Here is a 26,219-nt window from a genome sequence, read left to right on the forward strand (position 1 = left end):
GGTGGTCTAGTCTCACCCGCGGGGAGGTGAGCGAGCGTGTGAACGGCGCGACGTTAGAGGCAGTTCTGGAGCGCGTGACCTTCGCCAACGAGGAGACCGGCTACACCATCGCCCGGGTGGCCGTCGAACGCTCCGGCGGCGAACTGCTCACCGTGGTCGGCCCGCTGCTGGGCGCCCAGCCGGGGGAGTCTCTGCGCCTGACCGGCCGCTGGACCTCCCACCCCAGGTACGGCCGCCAGTTCGAGGTCTGGTCCTACACCACCGTGCTGCCGGCCACCGTCCAGGGCATCCAGCGCTACCTCGGCTCCGGCCTGATCAAGGGCATCGGCCCGAAGATGGCCGAGCGCATCGTCGGCCACTTCGGCGCCGACACCCTGCGCGTCATCGAGGAGGAACCCGCCCGCCTCACCGAGGTGCCCGGCCTGGGCCCCAAACGCACCAAGATGATCGGCGCCGCCTGGGAGGAACAGAAGATCATCAAAGAGGTGATGATCTTCCTGCAGGGCGTGGGCGTGTCCACCTCCATCGCCGTGCGCATCTTCAAGCAGTACGGCGAGGACTCCATCACCGTGGTGCGCGGCGAACCCTACCGGCTGGCCGACGAGGTGTGGGGGATCGGCTTCAAGACCGCCGACACCATCGCCCAGGCCGTCGGCATCGCCCCCGACAGCCCCCAGCGCGTCAAGGCCGGCCTGCGCTACACCCTCTCCCAGGCCGCCGACGACGGCCACTGCTACCTGCCCGCCCCCAACCTGGTCGGCGACGCCGTCAAGATCCTGGAGGTGCCCGCCGAACTGGTGGCCGCCTGCCTGGAGGAGCTCGCCGAAGCCGAGGGCGTGATCCGCGAGCAGGTCCCGGCCGGCGACTCCAGCGTCCCGGCGATCTACCTGGTGCCCTTCCACCGCGCCGAGCTGTCGCTGTCGGGCACGCTGCGCGGCCTGCTGGCCGCCCCCGGCGACCGGCTGCGCGCCTTCGCCGACGTCGACTGGGCGGCGGCCCGCACCTGGCTGGCCGCCCGCACCGGCGCCGACCTGGCCCCCGAGCAGGACCAGGCGGTACGGCTGGCGCTCACCGAGAAGGTCGCCGTGCTCACCGGCGGCCCCGGCTGCGGCAAGAGCTTCACCGTGCGCTCCATCGTGGAACTGGCCCGCGCCAAACGCGCCAAGGTCATCCTGGCCGCCCCCACCGGCCGGGCCGCCAAGCGCCTGGCCGAGCTGACCGGCCACCCGGCGGCCACCGTGCACCGGCTGCTGCAGCTGCGCCCCGGCGGGGAGGCCACCTTCGACCGCGACAACCCGCTGGACGCCGACCTGGTCGTGGTCGACGAGGCCTCCATGCTGGACCTGCTGCTGGCCAACAAGCTGGTCAAGGCGGTGGCCCCCGGCGCCCACCTGCTGCTGGTGGGCGACGTCGACCAGCTGCCCTCGGTCGGCGCCGGGGAGGTGCTGCGCGACCTTTTGGCCGCCCCCGCCATCCCCCGGGTGCGGCTGACCCAGATCTTCCGGCAGGCCGCCAAGTCCGGCGTCGTGGTCAACGCCCACCGCGTCAACTCCGGCCAGTCCCCGCTGGTGCGCGACTTCCCCGACTTCTTCCTGTTCCCCTGCGAGGAGCCCGAGCAGATCGCCGCCCTGACCGTGGACGTGGCCGCCCGCCGCATCCCCGCCCGCTTCGGGCTGGACGCGCGCCGCGACGTACAGGTGCTGGCCCCCATGCACCGCGGCGCCGCCGGGGCCGGGGCGCTGAACGCCGCCCTGCAGGAGGCGCTCACCCCCGGCCGGGAGGACCTGCCGGAACGCCGCCAGGGCGGCCGGGTCTTCCGGATCGGCGACAAGGTCACCCAGCTGCGCAACAACTACGACAAGGGCGCCGCCGGGGTGTTCAACGGCACCGTCGGGGTGATCACCGGCCTGGCCCCCGAGGAGTCCCGGCTGACCGTGCGCACAGACGAGGACGAGAGCGTCGACTACGCCTTCGACGAGCTGGACGAGCTGGCCCACGCCTACGCGGTCTCCATCCACCGCTCCCAGGGCAGCGAGTACCCGGCCGTGGTGATCCCGCTGTCCACCGGCGCCTGGATGATGCTCCAGCGCAACCTGCTCTACACCGCCATCACCCGCGCGCGGAAACTGGTGGTTCTGGTGGGCTCGCGGCGGGCCCTGGCCCAGGCGGTGCGCACCCGCGGCGCCGGCCGCCGCCACACCGGCCTCACCCACCGCCTCTAACTGCCCCTTTTGCCACCTTTTGCCGGATTTTTCCCGACTTTGCACGTGGAATAAAAAATGCTGACCCGGACCTTACACTTCACAGGACCGGTTTGACCCATTTTCGCTACCAAAATGTGAGCTATCTCTCCAGAAAGATGCGGACACATCCGGCCGACCCTAATAGTGTCTTTGGACGGACTTTGCCACCGTGGGGGAGAGGTTGTGCTGAACCGCAAGACGGGCGTCGCCCTGCCGGCCGTCGCCATCGCCGTGACCATGACCATCCTGGTCTCCGCCTGCTCGGGCGGCAGCGGGCAGCAACCACGCACCCCGCTCGGCGGCACCGCGGCAGCCGAGCAGCCCATCCCGGCCCCCACCATCAAGATCGCCCCCGCTGAGGGCACCCGCCGCGTCCGCCCCGACCGCAACGTCGTCGTGGTCGCCGACGGCGGCGCCCTGGACGAGGTCGTCGTCGAATCCGCCGGCGAACCCGTCGACGGCGACTTCGACCCCACCCGCACCCGCTGGACCTCCAAGCGGCCCCTCAAGCCCTCCAGCACCTACACCGTCTCGGCCAAGGCCACCGGCGAAGGCGGCCCCACCACCGCCACCAGCGAGTTCACCACCCTCAAGCCCAAGTACGAACTCGCCGTCGCCGACGTCACCCCCGGCATCAAGGGCGAAACCGTCGGCGTCGGCATGCCGATCATGGTCACCTTCAACCAGGCCGTCACCAACAAGGCCGCCGTCGAGGCCGTACTCAAGGTCGAAGCGGAAAAGCCCGTCGACGGCGCCTGGCGCTGGATCAGCGACCGCCTGGTCATCTACCGGCCCGCCAAATTCTGGCCCGCCCACCAGAAGGTCACCCTCACCGCCGACCTGGCCGGCGTCCGCGGCGGCGCCGACATGTACGGGATCGAACCCTTCACCCACACCATCAAAATCGGCGCCCGCATGGTCAGCCAGGTGAACACCCGCACCCACATGATGATCGTCAAGAAGGACGGCAAAGTCGTCCAGAGCATGAAGATCAGCGCCGGCAAGGCCACCACCCGCGAATACACCACCACCAGCGGCGTCCACCTGACCATGTCCCGGCACAACCCCGAGATCATGATCTCCCCCGGCAAGAAGGAAGGCGACCCCGGCTACTACAAGGAAGTCGTCAACCACGCCGTCCGCATCTCCAACAGCGGCGAGTACGTCCACAGCGCACCCTGGTCGGTCGGCTCCCAGGGCCGCGCCAACGTCAGCCACGGCTGCATCAACGCCCACCCCACCCAGGCCAAATGGTTCTACGACAACTTCCAGCGCGGCGACGTCGTCACCATCACCGGCACCGACCGGCCCCTGGAATGGAACAACGGCTGGGGCTTCTGGCAGATGTCCTTCAGCAAGTGGAAGAGCGGCAGCGCCCTGGAATCCTGAACCGGGATCCTGAACCACCCCGGCGCCCCGGACACGCCGGGGCGCCCGCTCAGTGAATCCCCAGGCGCATCAGCAGGAACGCACCCACGAACTTCACCAGCACCAAGCCGACCACGACCACGAACACGATCAACGCGGGCTTGTGCTCGAAATGCTTGCCCTCCTTGAGCGGCGGCCGCTTGGCCACCCGCTCGGCAATCCGCTCCTCAATGGGCTTGCGTCTCAACATGCCACCAACGGTACCCCCCGCAAAGATCGCCCCCTCACCCGGTGCGCCCGCACCACAATGGTGATGAAACGTCCACCGCCACCCCCGGGCCGGGACGAGCCCGGCACCTGCCCGCACCTCGGACGTTTCATCGCGACGCCTAACCGTCCGGTCACCACCCCGTAAACACTGACCATGGCGCCCACGCGCCCGCCCGGTGCCGCCGCCACGCCCCTCCTATGCTCGCGACCGTACGCGCCAGGGGGCCGCGACAGGGGTGAGACGGGAAGGAACGGCCGCGTAACGCGGAAACAGCAATGGAACCAGAACACTCCGCGGCCGAACCGGCCCGCTGGATCACACTGCCCGGCGTCATCCTGGGCGTCGGGCTGGGCGGGTTCGTCGACGGCATCATGCTCCACCAGGTCCTGCAGTGGCACCACATGCTCTCCAGCACCGACCACGACAACATCGGCGTGAAGTACTACCCGGTCGACACCGTCCCCGGCCTCCAGATGAACACGCTCTGGGACGGCCTCTTCCACGTCTTCACCTGGCTGGCGGTGCTGGTGGGCCTGGCCCTGCTGTACTCGCGCTTCACCACCTCACGCGGCCGGATCTGGAGATCACGGGCACTGTGGGGCGCCGTCCTGGCCGGCTGGGGCCTGTTCAACCTCGTCGAAGGCGTCATCGACCACCACCTCCTGGCCATCCACCACGTACGGACCGGCCCCGGCCAGCTCTGGTGGGACATCGGCTTCCTGATCCTGGGCGCGGTCCTGCTCGTCGGCGGCTGGCTCATCCACCGCAGCGCACCCGCCCTGGACCTGTGCCGCGACCACCTGCCCCGCCACCGCCGGACCACCCGATGACCGGCCCCTTCCTGACCGGCCCCTTCCTGACCGGCCCCATCCTCGCCGGTCACGATCCGATGATCGGCCACGACCACCACCAGCAGGCCGGCGCGGAACACGACTGGGCGCCCCTCGCCGTCCTGGCCATACTCGCCTGCGCCTACCTGTGGCTGGCCGCACGCCGGCGGGCCGAACCCCGGGGCTGGAACACCTGGCGCACGGCGAGCTTCACCGGCGGCCTGGCGCTGCTGGCCACCGCACTGACCGGCCCCGTCTCCACACTGGCCACCACCGACTTCCGCGGCCACATGCTCCAGCACCTGCTGACCGGCATGCTCGCCCCGCTCGCCCTGGTCCTCGGCACACCCCTCACCCTGCTGCTGCGTTCACTGCCCGCCACCCACGCCCGCCGCCTCACCCGGCTGCTGCGCAGCCGCGCCTGCCACCTGGCGGCCAACCCGTGGACCGCCCTGACCCTCAGCGTCGGCGGCATGGCCGCCCTCTACTGCACCCCCCTGTACCGGTACACCTCCGCCATCCCCGCCACCCACCACCTGGTACACGCGCACTTCCTGCTGTCCGGATACCTGTTCGCATGGGCGATCGCCGGCGCCGACCCCGCCCCGCGCCGCCCCTCCGTCCCGGCCCGGCTGACCGTCCTCGGCGTGGCGATCGCCGCACACGCCACCCTCGCCCAGCTCATGTACGCCGGACTCGCCGTGGACGTACCCGCCCCCGCCGACCAGCTCCGCGGCGCCGCCGAACTCATGTACTACGGCGGAGACATCGCCGAACTCCTCCTCGCCCTCGCCCTGATCACCACCTGGCGCCCCGCCCACCGGCGGGATCACCACGCTGGGCAAAGGACTCTGGGGTCTGTGAACGACGAGCCCCGACCGCCGTGACGTTGAGCGGTGGCAATGATCGACGCCACCGCTCGGACGCCGCGAACCGTTAGAGCCCGAACGTTCCTCCCTCGATGAGGATGAGCAGGCCGATGCCGATCAGGACGACGGGCAGCAGGATGTGTCCCCATCGGCTGAGCGCCTTGGCGATGGCGGGGCGGGTGGCGAAGTACCGGCCGGCGGCGATCCATACCGCGAGCAGGACCAAAAACACGATCACGTAGATGCTCATGCCGGCCGTCCCGGCGGTGGCGAAGACGGGCACGTAGACGCCGATGTTGTCGCCGCCGTTGGCGAAGGTGACCGCGGCGACTTCAAGGATCCTCGGGCCGCCCTGCGTGGCCCGCCTCTCTTCCTCCGGGTCGTTGCGGTGCCTCCACGCCTGGACGGCGGCTTTGACACCAAGAGCGAAGGGCAGGAGGCCGAGGTAGGGGATGGCCTCCTCGGGCAGGAAGGTGGCACCGAAAGCGGCGGCTCCCGCGACGGCCAGGATGGCCGCGAATCCGAGGTACTGGCCGATGGCGATGCGGCGGGTGGTGCCCTCGTGCCCGGCTCCCTGAGCGAAGAACAGAGCCAGCACGAGGATGTCGTCGATGTTGGTGACGGCGAACAGGCCCGCCGCCTGGCCGATGATGCCGAGGTTCATGACCGCACCGCCGTGGCGGGGTCGCGGTGGCGGGCGTGGGGGGACATGTGCATGATCAACCTTCGGGTGCTTGAACGATCAGGGAGCGTGTGCGGGCCGTCTTACCTACTGGACCGGGGGCGGCGGGGCGGGTGTGTCGGTCGCGGCGTTGGCGTAGCGGCGGGCCAGGTGGGCGAAGGCGTGTTTGAGCTCGGGCGGGCCGATGACCTCGATGTCGGCGTCGAACCTGCCGATGGTGGCGGCCAGGCCGGGCCAGGACCACGAGCCCAGGATGAGCCGGCAGCGGTCCGGGCCGAGTTCCTCGACGACGCCGTCGCGGGTGTAGCGGGACACGGCGGCGGCCGGGAGGTCGAGGATCACCTCGCCACGGCAGGGCCAGCCGCCAGAGCCGTCCGAGCCGTCGAAGCCGCGGAACCTGGCGGCCACGAAAGCGGCCACCTCACCTCCGGGCAACTCGCGCGGGGTGAAGCGGGGCCCGGTAGGCGTACGCGGGGTGATCCGATCGGCGCGGAAGGTGCGCCAGTCCTCCCGGTCGAGATCCCAGGCGACCAGATACCAGCGCCCACCCCAGGTGACCAGGTGATGGGGCTGTACCCGGCGCGGCGGGACCGGCACCCCGTTCTCCGGCGGGGACGCGGGAGAGTAGTCGAAACGCAGCACCTCGCGGGCGTGGACGGCGGCGCCGAGCGCCGTGAGCACGCCGCTGTCCACCTGTGCGACCGGTCCGATCGCGGGCCGCTCCACGGCGGTGACCTGGATGGTGTCGATCCGCCGACGCAACCGGGCCGGCATCACCTGCCGGACGGTGTTCAACGCGCGCGCCGCGGCCTCCTCGATACCGGCACCCGAGGTGGCGGCGATCTGCAACGCGATGGCCAGAGCCACCGCCTGCTCGTCGTCGAACAGCAGCGGAGGCAGCTGCGCGCCGGCATCGAGCCGGTACCCGCCATCGGGGCCCTTGATCGCCACGACCGGGTAGCCGAGCTCGCGCAGGCGGTCGACATCACGGCGCACGGTGCGCGGACTGATGCCCAGCCGCTCGGCCAGCAGCGCCCCCGGCCAGTCCCGGCGCGCCTGCAGCAGCGAGAGCAACGACAGCAACCGCGCTGAAGTCTTCTGCACGAACCCATTATCGGCCGAGAAGCGGACATAACCTGGCCGCTTCCCCTGCGACTGTGGTCACCGAGCAAGCCCAAACGATCAATCGGCGAACAAGGAACCCATCATGTCCGTGAACACGGTGACCCACCTGAACTTCCGCGGCGACGCCCACGCGGCGCTCACCTTCTACCAGTCCGTGTTCGGCGGCCACATGGCCACGGTCACCTACAAGGACGCCGGCAACGTCCAGGAGCCGTCCGAAGCCGACCAGGTCATGTGGGGCCAGGTCGCCGCAAGCAGCGGCTTCCGCGTGATGGCCTACGACGTGCCCGCACGCCTGCCGTGGAACCAGGGCGAGAACGCCTTCTTCGTCTCCCTGCGCGGCGAAACGGCCGAGGAGATCACCGCGTACTGGGAGAAGCTCTCCGACGGCGCGACCATCCTGCAGCCGCTGGGCCCCGCGCAGTGGGCACCCCTGTACGGGATGCTGAAAGACCAGTTCGGCGTCACCTGGGTCATCGACGTCGTCAGCGAATACGCCCCGTCCTAACCCCCGATGACCGTTCTCGACACCAGGGCGCTCAACCGCGCCACCCTCGCCCGGCAACTGCTGCTCGAACACGCCGACATGCCGGTCCTGGACGCCGTCGCCCACCTGTGCGGCCTGCAGGCGCAGGAACCGCAGGAACCGTTCGTCGGGCTCTGGTCACGGCTGCACGCGTTCGACCCGGCGACGCTCTCGGATCTGCTGATTCGGCGGAGCGTGGTGCGTACCCATCTCATGCGCCGCACCGTCCACCTGCTCACCGCCGACGACACCCTGGCCTGGCGAGCCCGCCACGACACCATGCTCCGCCAACGCGTACTCGGGACCTACCGCCACGAACTCGCCGGGATAGACCTCGACGAGCTCGCGGCGGCAGGCCGGGCGCTCATGGCCGACGACCAGCCCCGCTCGATGACCGAACTCGCACGGGCAATGGCCGAACGCTGGCCGGCCCCGCAACCGCGGGCACTGGGCGAAATGCTGGTCGCCGCCCTCCTCCCGATGGTGCAGCTCCCCCCACGCGGGCTGTGGCGCACCAAAGCGGGAGTACGCAACCTCCTGCTCACCACCTGGCTGGGACGCCAGATCGACCCACCCGCCCCCAACGGCACCGATCCGGTCGGCGAAACCCTCCTGCGCCGCTACCTGGCCGCGTTCGGCCCCGCCGCCACGGCCGACCTGCGCGCCTGGAGCGGCCTCGCCGGACTCCCGGCCGCCGTGACCGCGATACGCGAACAGCTCATCACCTTCCGCGACGAACGAGGCCGCGAACTACTGGACCTCCCCGACGCGCCCCGACCCGACCCCGACACACCCGCCCCCGTACGCTTCCTACCGGCCTTCGACAACGCCCTCCTCGGCTACCACGACCGGACCAGGATCATCGACGACGCCCACCGCGGCCTGTCAGTCGCCGGCGCCCGCGTCGCCCTGGTCGACGGCCGCGTCGCCGCGACCTGGACCGTCAAAGCCGACACCGTGATCGTCACCCCGCTGCGCGGCTTCTCCCGAACCGAACGCACCGCCGTAGCCGAACAGGGGCAGGCGCTGGCCGCCTTCCTCTCCGACAACGACAGCCACCGCGTACAGATCGCCGCCTCTCCCCACTGAGCGACGACCCACCCGCGAACCGCTCGTCGTCTCGGCGGCCTTCAGCCGGGTTCCTCTCCGCGCTACACCCGAACTGGACGCCGTCCCCCTGACCGCCTACACGAGCGACAGCTGGCGGGCGGGGGAGCGGCGCCGCTTCCACCGCCGGGACGAGCGCCCGATCCCGTACGTCTCCGACAAGGTGGCCACCTGGTCGGTGATCCGGGCGCGATACTCCGGCGGGGTCACCGGCGACTTCCCGTACAGGTCGGCATAGCGGGGGATTAGCCCCGGATGCTCCCGCTCCAGCCACGACAGATACAGCTCACGCGCCCCCGGCGGCAGGCGCAGCACGATCGGGGTCAGGCTCACCGCGCCCGCCTCGGCCGCCCGCCGCACCGTCGACCGCAGATGATCGGCCGAATCGGTGATCAACGGCAGGATCGGCGCCATCAGCACCCCGCACGGCACGCCCTCGTCGTTCAGCGCCGCACACAACTCCAGCCGTCGCTGCAGACTCGCCGCCCCCGGCTCGATCCCGCGCCGGATCCGCTCGTCCACAAACCCCACCGACACCATCACCCCGACCTGCGTGACCTTCGCCGCCTCCCGCAGCAACGCGGCATCACGCAGCACCAGCGGACTCTTGGTCAGCACCGTGAACGGATTCCCCGCATCCGCCAACGCCCGGATGATCTGCGGCATCAACCGGTAGGTCTCCTCGGCCGGCTGATAACAGTCCCCGGTCAGGCCCAGCGCCACCGGCTCCCCGCCCCACCGCGCCGACCCCAGCTCCCGCCGCAACCGGTCGGCCAGATTGGTCTTCACCACCACCCGCGTGTCGAAATCCCCGGCCGCGTCCAGCCCCAGATACCGGTGCCCCCGCCGCGCCGCGCAATACCGGCACCCGGCCGCACACCCCCGATACGGGCTGGCCGCCCACGCGAACGGCAACTCCGCCGCCTCGGCCACCTTCTCCAGCCCCACCCGGGCCGCCACCTCATAGCAGGTCAGCCCATCGAACTCGCGCACCTGCGCCTGCCGTTCGATCCGGGGGCGCCGCGGACCACCGTCCAGAAGAGGGAGTACGTCCCAAGGCATAACGATCAGTAGAACACGCATTCGACCCCCTCCGCCACTCGTTCCACTGCACGACAGGTCACAAAACCGAAGCCGATCCAGTCAGCATTGAACCCGGCGACCTCGGGCAGACGACCCGACAGCTGTCTGGCGCACCTCTACCTGTCAGTACGAACACGTACTTGTCAGTGAAGTGTCAGTCGAGGGCCACCTAGTTGGCAGTAGCCCTCCTTCACGGCCCTGACCAGGGGTGATTCCGGTCTGATGGCGGCCTCATTGCCGAGGTCCGGAGCGGCGTGAACGTTGTTCGCCGCGGCGCGGCCTGAGCCCAGTACGGAGCGTCACGAGGGCCTTCGCCGTCGGCTGCGGGCCAGAGCCGTGCGCAGTTCGGTGAGGGCGGCGATGACAGGGAGGAAGGCGCGCAGGAGTTCGGCCAGGGCGGCCGGAAGTCGGGTGGCGGTGTGGAGGATGAGGGTGAGGGCGCCGACGGCGGCCAGGATCGTGGAGGTCATGCCCTCAACCTTCGGCCGGTGATTGCGTTCGGTGCATCCGGTGTGACGATGTCGGGCGAATCGGCCGGTCATGGGGCATGTCTGCGGCTAAGATCCGGTCGGAAACCGAATGGAAGCGAACGCCGTCCAGACCTCCCCTAGGTGCGGGTGGATGCCGTGGAGGAGTGATGGCCGACCCTCGGGCGATCAGGACTCGCGCCGATCTGAGCGCGGCGCTGGAGCGGATGTTCCGTAGTGACGGCCGTTCCTATCTGGTGCTGGCCACCGTCGCCGGTGTCGGCAATTCGACCCTGCATGACATGGTCAACGGGCAGAGCTTTCCCCGGTGGGAGACGCTGCGCGCTGTTTTGGCCGCATGCGGCGTCCGCGACGGTCAGCTGGATGCGTGGAAGCAGGCGCACGCCCGGGCCCGCGCCGATCAGAGCGGCTCACGCGAGCTCGGTGATCGGCTCGGCCGGCCGCTGGAGGGGATGACCGACCCGTTCGAGCAGCAGCTGGAGATCCACCGAGCTGTCCAGGTCACCACCGGAACGGCGGCGGCGGATCTTGCACCGCTCCCGGCGTATGTGCCGCGCGCGCACGATCGGGAGCTGGAGGCGGTGGTGGCCCGGGCCGTCGCTGGGAGGAGCCAGGTCGTGGTGCTGGTGGGTGGGTCATCCACCGGCAAGACGCGGGCCTGCTGGGAGGCGCTGCATCTGCTGCGCGGCCAGCCGCGCGGGTGGCGGTTGTGGCATCCGATCGACCCCAGCCGCCCCGAGGCAGTCCTGGCCGGTCTGCCCAGGATCGAGCCGCGCACGGTGCTGTGGCTGAACGAAGCTCAGTTCTACCTCGCCGACCCCGTCTTGGGCGAACGCGTCGCGGCCGGGCTTCGGGAACTGCTCCGCGATCCGTCCCGAGGGCCGGTGCTGGTGCTCGCCACGCTATGGTCGGCCGACTGGGACACCCTGATCACCCGGACCGAGCCGGATCGCCACGCCCAGGCCCGCGAGCTGCTGGCCGGGCGGGACATCCCGGTACCGGACACCTTCACCGGTCCCGACCTGATCGAGCTGCGCCGCCAGGCGGGCGGCGATCCCCGCCTCGCGGAAGCCGCAGAACACGCCACCGACGGTCAGATCACCCAGTACCTGGCCGGAGGGCCGATGCTCCTGGGGCGATACCGGCATGCCCCGCCTGCAGCCAAGGCGTTGGTCGAGGCGGCAATGGACGCCCGCCGGCTCGGCTGCGGGCCGTACCTGCCATTGGACTTGCTCGCCGGCGCCGCCCGGGGCTATCTGAGCCGAGCTCAGCGAGAGCAGGCGGGACACGACTGGCTGCGGCAGGCCCTGAGCTACGCGACCACCCGGTGCAACGGCATCCCCGGCATCCTCATCCCCTACACACCCAGCGTCGCCCACAACTGGCAGGTCAGTCCCGTTGGCCAGCAGTTCCAGCCACCTGGCCCGTTCGGGCCGTTGTTCCGGCTGGCCGACTACCTCGACCAGTACGGCCGCCGTCGGCGTGCTGACCTCATCCCGCCCAACCATTTTTGGACCGCGGCCACCGCCCATGCCTTCCCTTTCGATTGGACCAGTCTTGGCTTCGCCGCCTGGCACCGCGGCTTATACCGGCATGCGATCCAGCTGCACAAGAACGCCGCCGCCTGCGGTGACCCCTATGCCGCCATCGGGCTCGTCCGGCATGGCGACAAACTGTCCTTCGGCGACAGGCGTCCCGCTCAATGGGCAGCCATGCACACCTCCCTCGAAGACCCCGGCGCCGTGGCCGAACTGCTGGAAGCGCTGCAAGAGGCGTCGGCACCCGGTCAGATCGTTGTGGTGCTGGCCCGTAATCCCGCCGCCCATGTTCGCCTGGACGATCCGTGGGACGTAGGCCTACTGCTGTCGGTGCTACGGAGGATGGGGGCAGGCGGACAGGTCCGGCTACTACTGGCCCGCGATCCCGCCGCCCACGTCCGTCTCGGGCACCCGATGGGCATGACTCTCTTACTGGACGTGCTGCGAGACGTCGGAGCCGGCGGGCAGGTCCGGAAGTTGATGGCGCGTAAAGCCGCCGCCCGCGCCACTGTCGACCCGCGCCAGGTTCATGCCCTGCTGAACGAGCTGAAGGAGGCCGGGGTAGACGAGCAATTGACCGAGTTGATCGTCAAGATCACCGGCCTGGCATCCCTTGACGACCCCGCCAACATGGCCATGCTGCTGGAGGCCCTACGGGCCCAAGCCGCAGGCGACTACCTTGAAATGCCCGACCCCACCTTCGACAACCTGCAGCCGTCCGCCATCGCCGCATCGCTGAAAGAGCAGATATTCGCGGCGGAGGCCGACAAGCTGATAATAGGAGTGGACGAAACGGGCGTCGACGACTACCTGAGGGCCTTGCGACGCCAGGATCCGGCCACCCGCATTCCCTTTGATGACCCAGAAGGCTTAGCCGACCTGCTCGGGGCCCTCGACTACGTATACGAGTACGACTTGACGCAGGCACTGCTAGACCGTGACCCGGCGGCTCACATCCCCCTCACCGACCCCGAGGCGGTGGCCTGCCTGCTCAGAACCTTCAAGGATATGAGAGCCAATAAGCAGGCCAGGGAACTGGCCACGCGCGCCGCCCGCCACATCGCTCTCGATGATCCCGACGCAGTAGCACACCTCATAGCCGGGCTCGCGAGGATCAAAGCACACGAACAACTGAAGATGCTGCTGACCCGTGATCCGGCCACCCATGCCTGTCTCGATGACCCTCGCGCTGTGGCTCATCTGCTGGAATCCCTGCAGGATGTGGGGGTGAATGATCGGTTGCGGATGTCACTGGCCCGTGATCAGCTCCAGGTGTTACTGGCCCGTAATCCAGCTGCGCATGTCCGCCTGAATGAGGTTTCCGCCGTGGAACCCCTGCTGGCCGCGTTAACCGGAGTGGGGGCGGCCGATCAGGTCACAACTCTGGTCGACCGGCTTCCTGCGGCAGGGAAATTCGAGCAATTCATCGAGATCGGCGACAACTGGGAGCGGTTCGAGTTCGGCCGGGAACCCGATGGAAGCCCCGCCGCCCCCTGGAGATTGACCGACCTTCGATGAACCGCGAGACAACCGTCTAAGGGCGCAACTGTCGCGGGCCGGTAGCGCGGTGAGCCGGTCGTCTACTTCGAAAGCGCCAGGCCCTGATTCACCTGGGAGAGAAGCTGCGCGATTGTTCGCAGACGGCCGGATGATCAGCCGAGGGATCAGTTCAGGTTTTCCCACGACCAGGGCGCGGCAGCGTTTCCATCGGGCTCCCGCCCGAACGCGAACCGCTCCTGGTGGTCACCGATTCGGAGGAACTCATCGAATTTCCGCGCAGCGGGTAGTCGTCCGGCCAGCGCGGTGAGTTGGTCGTGCGCGCCGACCCCGTGCAGCGTCTTCACCAGGCTGGCCACCTCGGACGGGTGGTTCAGGGGGAAATGGGCGGCAGCCCAGCAAGCGGGGCCGTGGTCGCCCGGGGTGCAGGCTGAGCATGCGGCCGAGGAGGACATGGGTGACGCCGGGGTCGCCGTGTGCGGCGGCGTGTTTGTGGAGCTGGGCTGCGTCGCGGTACAAGCCGCGGTCCCAGGCGGCGTCCCCGAGTGCTGTCAGGTCGGCGGGGTGGGCGTGGGTGGCGGCGGAGGTCCAGAAGTCGATGGGCGGGATGTGGTCGGCGCGGTGGTGGCGGCCGTGCTGGTCGAGGTAGTCGGCCAGCCGGTATTGGGGTCCCGCCGCCCGGGTCTGGGGATCGGTGGCGGTGGTGGTCGCGGTGGCTGGTCGGGTGCGCTGGTTGCGGGGTGTGCCGGTTTTGACGGCGGTCAGGATGCCGGGGATGCCGTTGCAGGGGGTGGTCACATACTCCAGCGCCCGCTCCAGCCAGTCCTGCTCGGTCTGGTCCCATTGGGTGTCGGTCAGGTAGCCGGGGGCCGCTTGGGCCAGCACGTCTGGGAGTCGCTGGAGCTGCTGACCTGGGCGGCCGCGCACACGCGGCGGATCCGCCTGCTCACCGGCGTCCTGAACACGATCTTCCACTCGCCTGTCGTGCCGGCCCGCAGGCTGGCCACACTCGACCGGCTGTCCGGGGGGCGGCTGGACGTCGGCATCGGGCAGGGCGGCGCCCGGCAGCCGCCGTAGGTAACGGGAGGGCAGGCCTCAAGTCGCCCGACCGGTTGCCGGTGACCGGTCGCATGATTAATAGACGGCCTTTGTCGGCAATAGGGGTATTTTGTCGGCCATTTCAAATTGCATTCGAAAATGTCAATATTTCGATTTGTCGGATTATTTGTTAACGTCCCTGTGTGATGTCAATGATCATCCCCGCGCCTCAAGGAACCCGATGATGTCTGTGCCATTCCTCCTGCGGAGGAGGGCCCTGTCCCTGCTGACCGCCGTCGTGACGGCGGCTGGGCTGGCAACCGTCCCGTCCACCGCCTCGGCCGACGTGCCGACGCTCGTCGTCGTGCGGGATCTCCTGCTGAGGGACAACATCCACGTCACCTCCACCCACGACGAGGATTCCCCCGCGTCGTGGCTCGACGAGATTCTCCTGTCGGGCACCAAGGGCGGCCTGACGGCCCGGAGCTATCTGAAGTTCGACATGTCCTATCTGCCCGAAGGCGTCATCCGGGCGGCCACGCTGCGGCTCACCGGGCTCGGCGCGCCGGCCTGCGGGCCCGTGGCCGGGGAGGGGGTCCAGGTGCGCCGCGTCACCGAACCCTGGTCCGGCGACTTCCTGCACTGGGGCAACAAGCCCGATTCGACCGACGAGGACGCCCAGATCGCCACCAAGGGGGTCACCACGCAGTGCGCGGTCTACCCCGACCAGGTGGAGTGGCCGATCACGGACATCGTCAACGCCTGGGCCGGCGGCGCGGACAACTACGGTCTGGCGCTCCAGTCCCCGGACGAGAGCACCGACGACGGTCTGTGGGCCTTCTCCTCGTGGGTGAACCCGGCTGGCGCCATACCCGTTCTCACGGTCACCATGGACGTGCCCTCCGCTCCGTACACCAGAGCGTCGTCCATCGCGAGTCATGAGGACGGCGCCGGCACCTGGGTGGCCGGGCTGACGCCCCGCATCCAATCGCAGGTGGTCGACCCCGCCGGTGGCAGCCTGACCGCCGAGTTCGAGGTCGAGCACGATCCCGCCGCCCCCGGTCAGGGCAGCGGGCAGATCTGGACCGCCACCTCCGCCCCGGCCTCCAGCTTCGGCAGGCCGTCAGTGCTCGTGCCCGCGGGGCTTCTGGAGGACGGCTGGCGTATCCGCTGGCGGGTCCGCGCCCACAACGTGACGGCGGGCACGGTCTCCGGCTGGTCGGCGTGGAACTTCGGCACCGTGGCCGGCAACGTCCCCCAGATCAGCGCCCGCCAGGTCGTCCCGTCGTGGGAGAGCGAGGACTCGACGGTGAGCATGAGCCTGACTCCCGAACTGCGGGCCACGGTGACGCATCCGCTCCTCGACTCGACGCGGGTGGTGTTCCAGATGGCGTACGACCCGGACGCGCCATTGCAGGGAACCGGCCTGATCTGGGAAAAGACCGTCCTGGACGTTCCCTCGGGCGGCCAGGCGGTGGTGACCGTCCCCGATGGCCTCGTCGACGGCGGCTTGCAGGTCCGCTGGCGGGTGGGCGCGTATGGCGGGCCGTTCCAGTCGGGCTGGTCGGACTGGCAGAAGCTCACCCTCGACATGTAGCGGCACCGATGAGTGGCGTATAGATGACACGAAGCTCGCGATGGGCCCTCAGCACGGTTACGGCGTGATCGCCGATGTCGACGGGGATCTCCGGCGGCCGGGTCGTGCTGAGGGCCCGGCGTCCGCCTGGTCGCCGTTGAGGAGTTCATGGCCTGGGCCACCAGACGGCCAGGGGAAACGGTGATGGCCGGCGAGCGGCAGATGATGTCACGCTCCGAGTGGGCGGTCGTTTCGGGATGAGCAGGGTGTGCCGTTCGCCGACTACGAGTTCTCGTGACCTGACACCGGACCGGCGGCAGCGGATCTCCACTCGGCTTCTCCGCAAGATCATCTGCTACTTGCCAACTTCGATGACGCGTCCGGTAAGTAGTCACGGAGAGCTATCTGACAGTGCGCAGGTCACAGCGTCGGCCACTGTCATCTTCGCTGACGACAGACAACAGCGACTCACGCTCGTCGGCGACCAGCTTCAACGCCGCTACACCGATTCCGCACGCGACAGAGACCCCGAAACACCAGACACCACCCGCGACGTCACAGGTCGGCGGCGTCCGCGTCGCCGACCCTGGCCTCCCGCATGGCCTCGCGCAGCAGGGGATGAGTGCGCATGGCCACCTCCAGTTCACCGGGGAGCTCGTCGCGGTAACGGCCCAGCGTGGTCAGATCGGAGTGGCCCAGAACGCGGCGGACGGCATCCATGTCGGTGCCGTCGGCCAGCAGGTGCGTGGCCGTGGTGTGCCGCAACCCGTGCGGAGTCACGGCACGCCGGTGCTCGGGATCGACCTTCGCCTGCACCCGATCGATCACCGCCTGCACATCACCACGGGCCAGCCGCCTGCCCCGCCACGACAGCAGCAGCGCCTTCTCCACCGTGGACGGCCGCGAAGCCAGGTACTCCACCAGCGCATCCGCCACATCACGGGGGAGCGGCACATCCCGCGTCCGCCCACCCTTACCGAAGATCCGCCAATACCGCACACCGTCGTTGGTGTAGAAATCCTCCACGTTCGCCCGCACCAGCTCCGACACCCGCGGCCCCAGCGTCGTCAGCAACAACACGATCAGCGCGTCCCGCACCTCCGTCCGCTGATCCCGCCGCCGCGACACCTCACCGGCGGCGGGGGAGCGGGCCGCACCGATCAACCCCTCCGCCTGCTCCCGGGTCAACGCCCGCCGCTGCGGCCGCAACCCACCCCGCTCCCGCGCCGTCACCGTCGCCGCCGCCATCGGATTCAACTGCACCCACCCCGCCAGCGCCGCATGCTTGAACATCGCCGACACCGACCGCCGGAACCGCGCCTGCGACGCCGCACTCTGCGTCAACGACCCGCCGGGGGAAGAGCGCCGCTCATCCGGCTTACGCGCGAAGGCCAGCAACACCGCATCCACATCCTCGCCCGACAGATCATCCAAAACCCGATCCGCCCCCGCCAGCCGCGCAAAGGTCGCCACATCCCGCGCATACACCTCACCGGTCGCCACCGACAGCCCACCCGTCACCGTCTTGGCACGCACCAGCTCCACATACCGGTCAACGGCCTCCTCCACGGTCACCCGATCAACCTCAGCCGGACGCATGACCCGAGACGATAGCGGCCCCCACCGACATTTCCCGCCCCAAGATCAGATCGGGAACGATCATAGAAGTGATCGCCAGACCCTTGGGACTGTCGACTCTGCTTGAGCACGGGCTGCGGACCTGTCGCAGCAATCAGTGACCTCGTTCCCGGCCGAGGAAGCACGACAGGAGTCGCCTGAAGTCGTGCGGGTGCTCGAGCGCCGGCACGTGCCCGCATCGGCCGAGCACGTGCAGACGGACATCGGCCAGGTGTTCGAGCAGGGGCAGGGCTGCCGTCCCGAGCGGGGTGACCCGGTCCTCGGCGCCGTGGACGAGCAGCACGGGCGCGCGGACCCCTGCCAGCGTTTGCGCCGAGAGGGTGAGCTCCTCGGCCCAACGTGCCCTAGGTGGAGGGAACAACGACGCGTATGCGGCCGCCCCCGCTCGCATCGCAGCTGCACGGGCAGCGACGGCCGACTCGGTCACGAGCGCTTGGTCGAGGACGAGGCGACTCAACATGTCTCGTGCCCCGAGCGGGCCGGCGGGGGCGGCCCAGACCGCGTCGAGCTCGGCGGACAGCGGCGCCCCGGGGGCGCCCATCGTCGAGACCGCCACGACACGGGTGACCTGCCGGGGACGCGCGGCCGCCAACGCCAGCGCCACGGCACCGCCCATGGAGTGGCCCACCACGGCGTAGTACTCGACACCGAGAGCATCCATCAGGCCCGCGGCCTGCTCCGTCCACAGCCGGAGCCCACCCCTGGAGCCCGCCGGGACTGGTGTACGGCCGAACCCCGCCTGGTCAGGAGCCACCAGGTGCCAGGACGTGCCCAGCGCCTGTGCCGTCGTCGCCCAGGCGCCGGATCCGGTCGTACCGGGTCCGGAGCCGTGCAGCATCAGCACCGCGGGCCCGGTGCCGCTCTCCAGGACGTGGACGGGGGAGCCGTCGACTGTGACGGTCCGAAGTGCCATCACCGGGACAGGCCAGGTGTGCTCATGCGGATGCGGAGTTGATGGACTTCGAGAACAGCTCCATCATCGCCCTGCCGAATTGCGGCATGTCGGGCCACCCGCGGCAGGAGACGAGGTTGCCGTCCACGACGTCGGGGGCGTCGATGACCGTCGCGCCCGCGTTCTCCATGTCGCCGGTGATGGGGGGGAAGCACGCCGTCTTCCGGCCCTTCAGCAGCCCGTACACCGCCGGCACCTGCGCGCCGTGGCATATCAGCGCGATCGGGAGGTCGCGCGCGAAGAAGTGCTCGGTGATGCGCCTGACGTCGGGGTCGACCCGGATCCACTCGGGGGCGCGTCCCCCGGGGATGATGAGGGCGTCATAGCGCTCGACGTCGACCTCGGCCCAGGGCACGTCGACCGGCAGCTTCCGGCCGTTCTTCTCCACGTAGGCGTCGCAGTTGGGGTCGAACTCGTGGATGACCAGCTGAACGTCACGCATCGTCCGTGACGAGACGTCGACGTCCCAGCCGCCCTCCTGCACGCGATAGTAGGGATACATGGTGTCGAGCTCCTCGGCGGCGTCGCCGGTCAGAAGCAGCGCTCTGGGCACCTACTTCTCCTTGCATCTGGGGCGGTGAGTTGGATCAAATCCGATCCGATTGAGTTAGCATTCCTCGGTCCAGCCCGCCCGTCAAGCCTCTACCGCCATTCCGTCCGCGCCCTTGGCCTCGTCGAACAATCGCCGGAACCGCTCGCCGGACCGCAGGATGTGCCGACGCATGGCATAGGCGGCGGCGTCGGGATCACGGGCGGCGATCGCGGCCAGAACTTCTTCGTGCTCGGCCATGGCCAAGTGAGTGACCTGGGTGTCGTGGTGCAGCCGGAACAGGTGCACGTGCGTGTGCAGGCGAGCGAGCGCTTCGCGGATGACCTGGTTCTCCGCGCTCAGGGCGACGAGATCGTGAAAAGCGGCGTCGCGTAGCCCGAAGGCGCCATAGGCCATGGGCCCGGTGCCCCCCTCCAGCTCCGCCATCTCCTCCAGCAGTCGTCGCAGACCGGCCACCTGCTTGGAGGATGCGCGTTCGGCGGATCTGCGCGCCGCTGCCGGCTCCAGGAGCAGGCGGAGCTCAAGCATGTCCTCGAATCGTTGACGGGTGATTTGGGGGGGAATGCGATAGCCGGCATGGGGCACACGCACGACCAGGCCCTCGGCCTCCATGCGGTTCAGCGCGTCTCGGATCGGCGTCTGCGAGACCCCCAGCTCTCGCGCCAGGACGTCGATCGTGACGCGGGAGCCAGGCTCGATCCGTAGCGACATCAGCTGTCCGAGCAGCGTGTCGTACACCTCGTCGGCAAGGCGGCCGCGAGATCTTCCCGGCGGCATTCCGCCCGTCATGGCCCCACGGCGCCGCGCGATCATCGTTTCGTCGTCCATCGTGACGTGAGGTCCTTTCTTGCGTCTTCGGGAACCTGTTGACATCGGTCGCAACGCTGCGGGATGTTGACGCCCCCACATCAGATCGTATAGGAAAGGTGGCGGATGCCAGCCATCCTTCACCCATCGGGGAACCGCCCGCCATCGCTCCGCTTCGTTCAGTTGGAGCTCCCATGAGCATGCTCGACGTCCTACTCGACTGCCTGAAGCCCCATTACGTCGCGGCGTACTCGTGACGCCGGTCCGCGGGTCAGCCCTGCGACAGCCGGCAACACGCCTGAACCCAGCAACTGCTCGGCGAAGCACGCAGCAAGGCTACAAAAGTCCCCACCCAGAAAGCAGGCAAGAAGATGCGGTATCCAAAGCGAATAGGACGACTGTCCGTTCCCGGTCGAAAGGTGCAGCTGGCGACCGCGGCCATGTTGGTGGCCACGACCGTGGCGGCTTGCGGCGGCGGCCAGGACGGCGCGAGCGCCCCCAAGGCACCGGCGACCATCCCGGAGCTCACCAAGGACCCGCTGACCCTCAGCTTCATCTGGTTCGAGTGGCCCCCCGCCCAGGCGCTGGAAGCCTTCGCGAACGCGGAGTACACCAAAGAGCGGCCGAACGTGACCATCAAGGTCAACACCGTGCCGAACGCGAACTGGCACGACGCGATATTCACCCAGTTCGCAGCGCACAAGACCGACTTCGACATCCCGATCCTGGACTCGCAGCACATCGGCGAGGCCGTGACGAACGGCAACATCCTCGACATCACCGACTTCGTCAAGCAGAACATCGACGTCAATGCCTACAACCCGTACCTCCTGGCGGCCTACGGCCAGTTCCCCCAGGCGGAGACCGGGAAGCGCGACGAAAACGCCAGCCTGTACGGACTGCCGCTGCTCGGCGACACCTGGACGATGATCTACCGCAAGGACCTGATCGGCGACAAGCCACCGCAGACCTGGGACGAGATGATCGCAGCCGCCGCGAAGTGCCAGGCGGACAACCCCGGCGTCAGCGGGCTGGCCTTCCACCAGGCCAACGGCTCCGACGCCGCGGCCGTAACCTACAACACGGTCAACGGCGTCTACGGCGGCAACCTCTGGGACCCCAAGTCGCGCAAGATCGAGGGCGTCCTCAACGACGCTGCGGGCCAGGAGGCGATGGACGTCCTGGTCAACAAGATGAAGCCGCTGACCGCCACGGGCTCAGGCAACTGGTTCATCGACGAGGTGAACGCGGCGGTCGCCCAGGGCAAGGCATGCATCGCGTTCAACTGGATCGCCGCGAGCGGCGGCCTGCTCGACCCGAAGCAGTCGACACTCGGCACCACGCGGGAGGAGATTCTCGGCAAGCTGGGTTTTGCCACCCTGCCGAGCCAGAAGACGAACCTGGTGCCTCTCGGCGGCATGGGGATGCACGTGTCGGCCTACTCCTCCGAGGCGAACCAGGCGGAGGCCCTGAACTTCATGAAGTGGTTCCAGCAGGCTGACATCCAGAAGAAGTGGGCCGCGGCCGGTGGCGTGCCTTCGCGTACGGACGCCCTGGAGTCGCCCGAGTTCCTCAATGCCGGGCCGTTCAACAAGGTGTACGCCGACTCGGTTCCGCGGATGCGGGACATGTGGAATGTGCCCGAGTACGCGCGCCTCGTCGACATTGAGAACACCAACGTGAACGCGGCTCTCAACGGTGCGAAGACGCCGAAGGACGCGCTCAACGACATCGCCAAGGAGCAGCAGGCCGTGCTCGACTCCAGCGGCAGCAAGGGCGGCGGCGGGCTGTGAGTGACCCCGTCCCTCTGACGACCGACCACCCCGGGCAGGTGGCGTCCGCGACGCCGCCTGAACCGGGCTGGTCCCGCCGCTTGAGCGACCGCTGGCTCACTGTGGCATTCATTTCCCCCGCGTTGCTGCTGTTGCTCGCAATGTCGGTGTTCCCGTTGTTGTGGGCGTTGTACCTGTCTTTCACCGACTACTCGGCCACCCGCGGGGGGTCCGCCCATTTCGTCTGGTTCGAGAACTACACCGCCATCCTGACTTCGGCGCAGGTCCACCTGAGGGCCTTCACGACGTTGATCTACGTGGTCGGCGCGGTCACCCTGCAGACCGTGCTCGGTTTCACCATCGCCTACCTGATCTCCCGGCGCACGCACGGGCGAGGACTGCTGACCACTCTGTTCCTGGTTCCGATGATGCTGTCGCCGGTCGTGGTCGGGCTGTTCTGGCGATTCATGCTCGACGCGCAATTCGGCGTGATCAACAGCATGCTCGGCTCGATCGGCCTGGGGCAGGTGGAGTGGCTCACCCGGCAGCAAACGGCATTGATTTCCCTGATCGTGGTCGACACCTGGCAATGGACGCCGTTCATCATGCTCATCGCACTTGCCGGCCTTACCGCGGTCCCCAAGTACTTGTACGAGGCCGCCTCGATCGACCGGGCGTCCGAGTGGTTCCGGTTCCGCACCATCACTCTTCCGCTGGTGTGGCCGCTGCTCCTCATTGCCGTGTTGTTCAGGGCCATCGAGGCCTTCCGGCTGTTCGAGCTCGTCTACATCCTCACCAGCGGAGGGCCGGGGGTCTCCACCGAGACGTTGTCGTTCCACGTCTACAAGGTCGCGTTCCTGGGCTTCAACACCGGAACCGCCTCAGCGTACGGGATCCTCATGGTCCTCATCGTCATCGTCCTCACGCAGCTCTACCTGCGCTACCTAAACAAGCTCAAGGAGGACTGATGGCCGTCTCCGTCGACGAGGCCGCGTCCACCGGTCCTGTCCGGGATCGCACGCCCCGCGCGCGCCGCTTCGGCGGCCGGGGCCGCTCCGTGCTGGAGGTCGCGCTGCTGACCGTGCTGGCCGTCGTGATGCTCTTTCCGGTGCTGTGGATGATCGAGACGTCCATCAAGGAGAACCGGGACGTCTACGCCATCCCGGCCAAGTTCTTCGACTTCAAGGTCACTCTGGACCATTTCAAGGACGTGTTCTTCTCCTCCGGCGGCGGTCGCTCGTCCCTGTCCGTCTCGTTCCTCAACTCCGTCGTGGTCGCCGGGATCTCCACGGTGCTGGCCACCGTGCTGGGAGTCCCGGCGGCCTGGGCCTACTCACGCTTCGCCGTGAAGGCCAAGAAGGACCAACTGTTCTTCATCCTGTCCACCCGCTTCATGCCGCCCGTGGTGGTCGTGATCCCGATCTTCCTCATGTACCGCCAACTCGGACTCATCGACACCAAGCTCGGCCTGATCCTCATCTACACCGCGTTCAACGTCCCGTTCACGATCTGGATGATGAAGGGGTTCGTCGACGAGGTGCCCGCAGAGTACGAGGACGCCGCCATGCTCGACGGCTACACCCGCTTGCAGGCGTTCCGGCGATTCACCCTTCCCCTGCTCCTGCCCGGCATCGCCGCGACAGCCGTCTTCGCACTCATCTTCTCGTGGAACGAGTTCGTGTTCGCCATCTTCCTTACCTCCGGCGACAGCGTGCGGACGGCCCCACCCGCCATCGCCGGCCTCATTGGTGGAACCACCGTGGACTGGGGTCTCGTGGCCGCCGCCTCCGTAGTATTCGCCCTACCGGTACTCGTCTTCGCCTACCTGGTGCGCAAGCACCTCATCGCCGGTGTGACGCTCGGGGCGGTGCGACGCTGATGGCGGGCATCGAGGTGACCGCCCTGCACAAGCGCTACCCGGACGGGACGGTCGCAGTTGATCACGTAGACCTGTCCATCGGCGACGGCGAGCTGTTCGTGATGCTCGGCCCTTCGGGTTGCGGCAAGACGACCACGCTGCGGGCCATAGCCGGCCTGGAGAGGCAGACGACGGGCGACATCCGCATCGGCGACACGCTGGTCAACGACCTGCCGCCCGCCGAGCGCGACATCGCCATGGTGTTCCAGTTCTACGCTCTCTACCCGCATCTGAAAACCCGCGACAACCTGGCGTTCCCACTGCGGGCCGAGGGACTGCCCAAGACGGAGGTGCACGAGCGGGTCGACGAGGCCGCCCGGCTGATGCGGCTTGGTCCGCTCCTGGACCGGCGACCGCACCGGCTGTCCGGCGGGGAGCAGCAGCGCGTCGCGCTTGCTCGCGCCCTGGTGCGACGACCGCGCGCATTCCTCATGGACGAACCTCTCACCAATCTGGACGCGGAGCTGAGGGCGGACATGCGCACGGAGATCAAGCACCTGCAGGGGGAGCTGGGGACGACGATGGTCTACGTCACCCACGACCAAGTCGAGGCGATGTCGCTCGGTCACAGAATCGCCATCCTCAACAAGGGCCGCGTCGAGCAGATCGGCACGCCGCTGGAAGTCTACGACCGTCCGGCGAGTCTTTTCTGCGCCGCGTTCATCGGCTCCCCGCCGATGAACCTGATTGAGGTGGAGGTGGCCGACGGGAAGCTGCGCAGTAAGAGCGGCCTGGTCCTCACGCCACCGCCGAACCTGCCGCGCGACCGTGGCCTGGTCGCAGGCGTCCGGCCGGAGGCGCTGGAAGTCACAGAACCAGGGGCGGAAGGTTCGGTCCCGGCCCGCGTGGTCTCGGCGGAGTGGCTGGGCGACGAAATCATCTACGTGGTCGACCACGACGGCCGGCGCGACGTACGGGTTCGGATGCCGCCGACTGTCCGTTTCGCCGCCGACGCACCGGTCGGGCTGCGGCACACCGGTGGGCCCCCGCCGGTCTACGACGTGAGCACGGAAGAGCTGGTGGCCTGATGGGAACCGTGGCAGCGCACGGGCTGCGCAAGTCCTTCGGTAAAGTCCAGGCCCTGGACGGGGTGACGCTGGACGTGCCGGACGGCTCGTTCTTCGTCGTGCTCGGACCCTCCGGGGCAGGCAAGACGACGACCCTGCGAGCGATCGCCGGCCTTGAGAAACTTGACGCCGGGTCGGTGCATCTGGACGGGAGGGACGCGACCGGTGACACTCCGGCCGCACGCGACCTGGCCATGGTCTTCCAGAGCTACGCCCTCTACCCGCGACACACGGCGTACGAGAACATCGCTTCGCCGCTGCGGGCCCGCCGCTGTTCTTCGAGTGAGATCGCCGCCGCCGTCGAGCGGATGTCGAACCTGCTGCACATCGAACGACTGCTGCAGCGTCGTCCGGCGCAGTTGTCGGGCGGTGAGATGCAGCGTGTCGCCCTGGCCCGCGCGCTGGTCCGTAGCCCGCGCGCGTTTCTCATGGACGAGCCGCTGACGAACCTCGACCTCAAGCTCCGCGTCGAGATGCGCACCGAGCTCACCCGCATCCACCGGAGCCTCGGAGCAACCTTCGTCTACGTGACCAACGACCAGGTCGAGGCCCTGTCCATGGCCGACCAGGTCGCGGTCCTCAAGGAGGGGAAGGTGCAACAGGTCGGAACGCCGGCCGAGGTGTACGAGCGTCCGGCCAACCAGTGGGTCGCCGGCTTCGTCGGGAGCCCGCCGATCAGCCTGCTCGCCTGCCACGCCGAGGGAGATCGTCTGGTCGGGGCGGAAGGCTGGACGCTGCCGCGGCCCCGCTGGACCACGGCTGAGGACGGTCGTCCGCTGCTGCTGGGCCTGCGCGCAGAGGACCTGTCCGTCGAGCAGCGTGGGAACGCGTCGTTGTCGGGCGAGCTCTACGGCCTTGAGCCGCTCGGTGACCGAACGGTGGTCGACGTGCGAGTGGGGGCGGAGATCCTCAAGGTCAAGGCACGACCCACCGTCACCGGTACGCCGGGCGAGCGGCTGCATGTCACGGTCGACCTGGACCGTGCGCACCTGTTCGATGCGGGCACCGGGCTGGCGCTGTCCGAGGCCGGGAGGTAACCGCGCAGGGCGGCGACGGCAACATGCGCCCGCACGTGGCAATCGAGCCTCGGCGGACCGTCACCGGTGAGCACGGCCTGACGACGCTGAAGCAGCCATGGCCCGAAAAGGCGATCGGCGGCGCGGGGCGCCGCCCTGCAGCCAGGGCCAAGGCCACCTTCGACCCGTTCGTCAACGCGCGTGGCGCGATCGCTGAGGTCACGCCGGACATCACCAAGAACATCACAGGAGGCGACG

Annotated in this window: 24 protein-coding genes; 14 read left to right on the forward strand and 10 right to left on the reverse strand. The window is 68.7% G+C overall.

All coding sequences use genetic code 11. From position 1 onward, the window contains the following. Positions 1-26 precede the first annotated feature (26 nt). Positions 27-2,222, forward strand: coding sequence for an SF1B family DNA helicase RecD2 (gene recD2 / locus KIP79_RS15280; protein WP_308169733.1), 2,196 nt, complete (start codon positions 27-29; stop codon positions 2,220-2,222). 204 nt (positions 2,223-2,426) lie between these two features. Continuing rightward, complete coding sequence (locus KIP79_RS15285; RefSeq protein ID WP_308169734.1) at positions 2,427-3,632, forward strand: L,D-transpeptidase; 1,206 nt, start codon at positions 2,427-2,429, stop codon at positions 3,630-3,632. A 49-nt stretch (positions 3,633-3,681) separates the two neighbouring features. Here the strand turns inward: KIP79_RS15285 and KIP79_RS15290 are convergent, their stop codons facing one another. Further along, on the reverse strand, positions 3,682-3,861 hold the full coding sequence (locus KIP79_RS15290; protein ID WP_214105454.1) for a hypothetical protein: 180 nt from the start codon (positions 3,859-3,861) through the stop codon (positions 3,682-3,684). A gap of 296 nt (positions 3,862-4,157) precedes the next feature. Between KIP79_RS15290 and KIP79_RS15295 the strand changes: the two genes are divergently transcribed. Both KIP79_RS15295 and KIP79_RS15300 read left to right on the forward strand, forming a co-directional pair. Continuing rightward, the gene (locus KIP79_RS15295) at positions 4,158-4,712 is read left to right on the forward strand and encodes a DUF2243 domain-containing protein (protein WP_214105455.1); all 555 of its coding nucleotides are present in this window, start codon (positions 4,158-4,160) and stop codon (positions 4,710-4,712) included. Beyond that, a complete protein-coding gene (locus tag KIP79_RS15300) occupies positions 4,709-5,599 on the forward strand; it encodes a cytochrome c oxidase assembly protein (RefSeq protein ID WP_250213257.1) in 891 nt (296 codons plus the stop codon). Before KIP79_RS15295 ends, KIP79_RS15300 begins: the two co-directional genes overlap by 4 nt. 49 nt (positions 5,600-5,648) lie before the next feature. Here the strand turns inward: KIP79_RS15300 and KIP79_RS15305 are convergent, their stop codons facing one another. After that, the gene (locus KIP79_RS15305; protein WP_214105456.1) at positions 5,649-6,245 is read right to left on the reverse strand and encodes a cadmium resistance transporter; all 597 of its coding nucleotides are present in this window, start codon (positions 6,243-6,245) and stop codon (positions 5,649-5,651) included. Positions 6,246-6,350: 105 nt separating this feature from the next. Further along, positions 6,351-7,367: a helix-turn-helix transcriptional regulator gene (locus KIP79_RS15310; RefSeq protein ID WP_214105457.1), complete on the reverse strand. Its 1,017-nt coding sequence runs from the start codon at positions 7,365-7,367 to the stop codon at positions 6,351-6,353. Between the two features lie 103 nt (positions 7,368-7,470). On the opposite strand from KIP79_RS15310, the gene KIP79_RS15315 reads away from it, so the two are divergent. Beyond that, a complete protein-coding gene (locus KIP79_RS15315) occupies positions 7,471-7,896 on the forward strand; it encodes a VOC family protein (RefSeq protein WP_214105458.1) in 426 nt (141 codons plus the stop codon). A gap of 6 nt (positions 7,897-7,902) precedes the next feature. Further along, entirely contained in the window at positions 7,903-9,003 is a 1,101-nt protein-coding gene (locus KIP79_RS15320) for a winged helix DNA-binding domain-containing protein (protein ID WP_214105459.1), read from the forward strand. Between the two features lie 96 nt (positions 9,004-9,099). Here KIP79_RS15320 and KIP79_RS15325 read toward each other — a convergent pair whose 3' ends face one another. Beyond that, complete coding sequence (locus KIP79_RS15325; protein ID WP_214105460.1) at positions 9,100-10,083, reverse strand: radical SAM protein; 984 nt, start codon at positions 10,081-10,083, stop codon at positions 9,100-9,102. A gap of 320 nt (positions 10,084-10,403) precedes the next feature. Next, positions 10,404-10,574 carry a hypothetical protein gene (locus tag KIP79_RS15330; protein WP_214105461.1) on the reverse strand — a complete coding sequence of 57 codons (171 nt, stop codon included), beginning with the start codon at positions 10,572-10,574 and terminating at the stop codon, positions 10,404-10,406. Between the two features lie 167 nt (positions 10,575-10,741). Here KIP79_RS15330 and KIP79_RS15335 point away from each other — a divergent pair, with 167 nt between their 5' ends. Next, on the forward strand, positions 10,742-13,648 hold the full coding sequence (locus tag KIP79_RS15335; protein WP_214105462.1) for a hypothetical protein: 2,907 nt from the start codon (positions 10,742-10,744) through the stop codon (positions 13,646-13,648). Between the two features lie 243 nt (positions 13,649-13,891). Here the strand turns inward: KIP79_RS15335 and KIP79_RS46970 are convergent, their stop codons facing one another. Continuing rightward, on the reverse strand, positions 13,892-14,512 hold the full coding sequence (locus KIP79_RS46970) for a hypothetical protein (RefSeq protein ID WP_250213258.1): 621 nt from the start codon (positions 14,510-14,512) through the stop codon (positions 13,892-13,894). On the opposite strand from KIP79_RS46970, the gene KIP79_RS46975 reads away from it, so the two are divergent. Then, a complete protein-coding gene (locus KIP79_RS46975; protein WP_250213259.1) occupies positions 14,501-14,704 on the forward strand; it encodes an LLM class flavin-dependent oxidoreductase in 204 nt (67 codons plus the stop codon). The genes KIP79_RS46970 and KIP79_RS46975 overlap by 12 nt on opposite strands. A gap of 202 nt (positions 14,705-14,906) precedes the next feature. After that, complete coding sequence (locus tag KIP79_RS15350; RefSeq protein WP_214105464.1) at positions 14,907-16,262, forward strand: DNRLRE domain-containing protein; 1,356 nt, start codon at positions 14,907-14,909, stop codon at positions 16,260-16,262. A 534-nt stretch (positions 16,263-16,796) separates the two neighbouring features. Here KIP79_RS15350 and KIP79_RS15355 read toward each other — a convergent pair. From KIP79_RS15355 to KIP79_RS15370, 4 genes are all read right to left on the reverse strand, one after another. Further along, positions 16,797-17,840: a tyrosine-type recombinase/integrase gene (locus KIP79_RS15355; RefSeq protein ID WP_214105465.1), complete on the reverse strand. Its 1,044-nt coding sequence runs from the start codon at positions 17,838-17,840 to the stop codon at positions 16,797-16,799. 133 nt (positions 17,841-17,973) lie between these two features. Continuing rightward, positions 17,974-18,792, reverse strand: coding sequence for an alpha/beta fold hydrolase (locus KIP79_RS15360; RefSeq protein WP_214105466.1), 819 nt, complete (start codon positions 18,790-18,792; stop codon positions 17,974-17,976). A 22-nt stretch (positions 18,793-18,814) separates the two neighbouring features. Next, entirely contained in the window at positions 18,815-19,384 is a 570-nt protein-coding gene (locus tag KIP79_RS15365; RefSeq protein WP_214105467.1) for a DJ-1/PfpI family protein, read from the reverse strand. Positions 19,385-19,465: 81 nt separating this feature from the next. After that, on the reverse strand, positions 19,466-20,209 hold the full coding sequence (locus KIP79_RS15370) for a GntR family transcriptional regulator (protein ID WP_214105468.1): 744 nt from the start codon (positions 20,207-20,209) through the stop codon (positions 19,466-19,468). Positions 20,210-20,607: 398 nt separating this feature from the next. Here KIP79_RS15370 and KIP79_RS15375 point away from each other — a divergent pair, with 398 nt between their 5' ends. The 5 genes from KIP79_RS15375 (at position 20,608) to KIP79_RS15395 (ending at position 25,982) form a co-directional block, all read left to right on the forward strand. Continuing rightward, positions 20,608-21,981 carry an extracellular solute-binding protein gene (locus KIP79_RS15375; RefSeq protein ID WP_214105469.1) on the forward strand — a complete coding sequence of 458 codons (1,374 nt, stop codon included), beginning with the start codon at positions 20,608-20,610 and terminating at the stop codon, positions 21,979-21,981. 101 nt (positions 21,982-22,082) lie between these two features. Next, positions 22,083-22,928: a carbohydrate ABC transporter permease gene (locus KIP79_RS15380; protein WP_214105470.1), complete on the forward strand. Its 846-nt coding sequence runs from the start codon at positions 22,083-22,085 to the stop codon at positions 22,926-22,928. Next, the gene (locus KIP79_RS15385; RefSeq protein WP_214105471.1) at positions 22,928-23,839 is read left to right on the forward strand and encodes a carbohydrate ABC transporter permease; all 912 of its coding nucleotides are present in this window, start codon (positions 22,928-22,930) and stop codon (positions 23,837-23,839) included. Before KIP79_RS15380 ends, KIP79_RS15385 begins: the two co-directional genes overlap by 1 nt. Beyond that, positions 23,839-24,906 carry an ABC transporter ATP-binding protein gene (locus KIP79_RS15390; protein WP_214105472.1) on the forward strand — a complete coding sequence of 356 codons (1,068 nt, stop codon included), beginning with the start codon at positions 23,839-23,841 and terminating at the stop codon, positions 24,904-24,906. The genes KIP79_RS15385 and KIP79_RS15390 overlap by 1 nt, the downstream gene beginning before the upstream one ends. Then, positions 24,906-25,982, forward strand: coding sequence for an ABC transporter ATP-binding protein (locus KIP79_RS15395; protein WP_214105473.1), 1,077 nt, complete (start codon positions 24,906-24,908; stop codon positions 25,980-25,982). The genes KIP79_RS15390 and KIP79_RS15395 overlap by 1 nt, the downstream gene beginning before the upstream one ends. Positions 25,983-26,219: the final 237 nt, after the last annotated feature.

Origin of the sequence: Acrocarpospora catenulata (genome assembly GCF_018476525.1) — a bacterium.
In the GTDB taxonomy this organism is placed as follows: domain Bacteria; phylum Actinomycetota; class Actinomycetes; order Streptosporangiales; family Streptosporangiaceae; genus Acrocarpospora; species Acrocarpospora catenulata.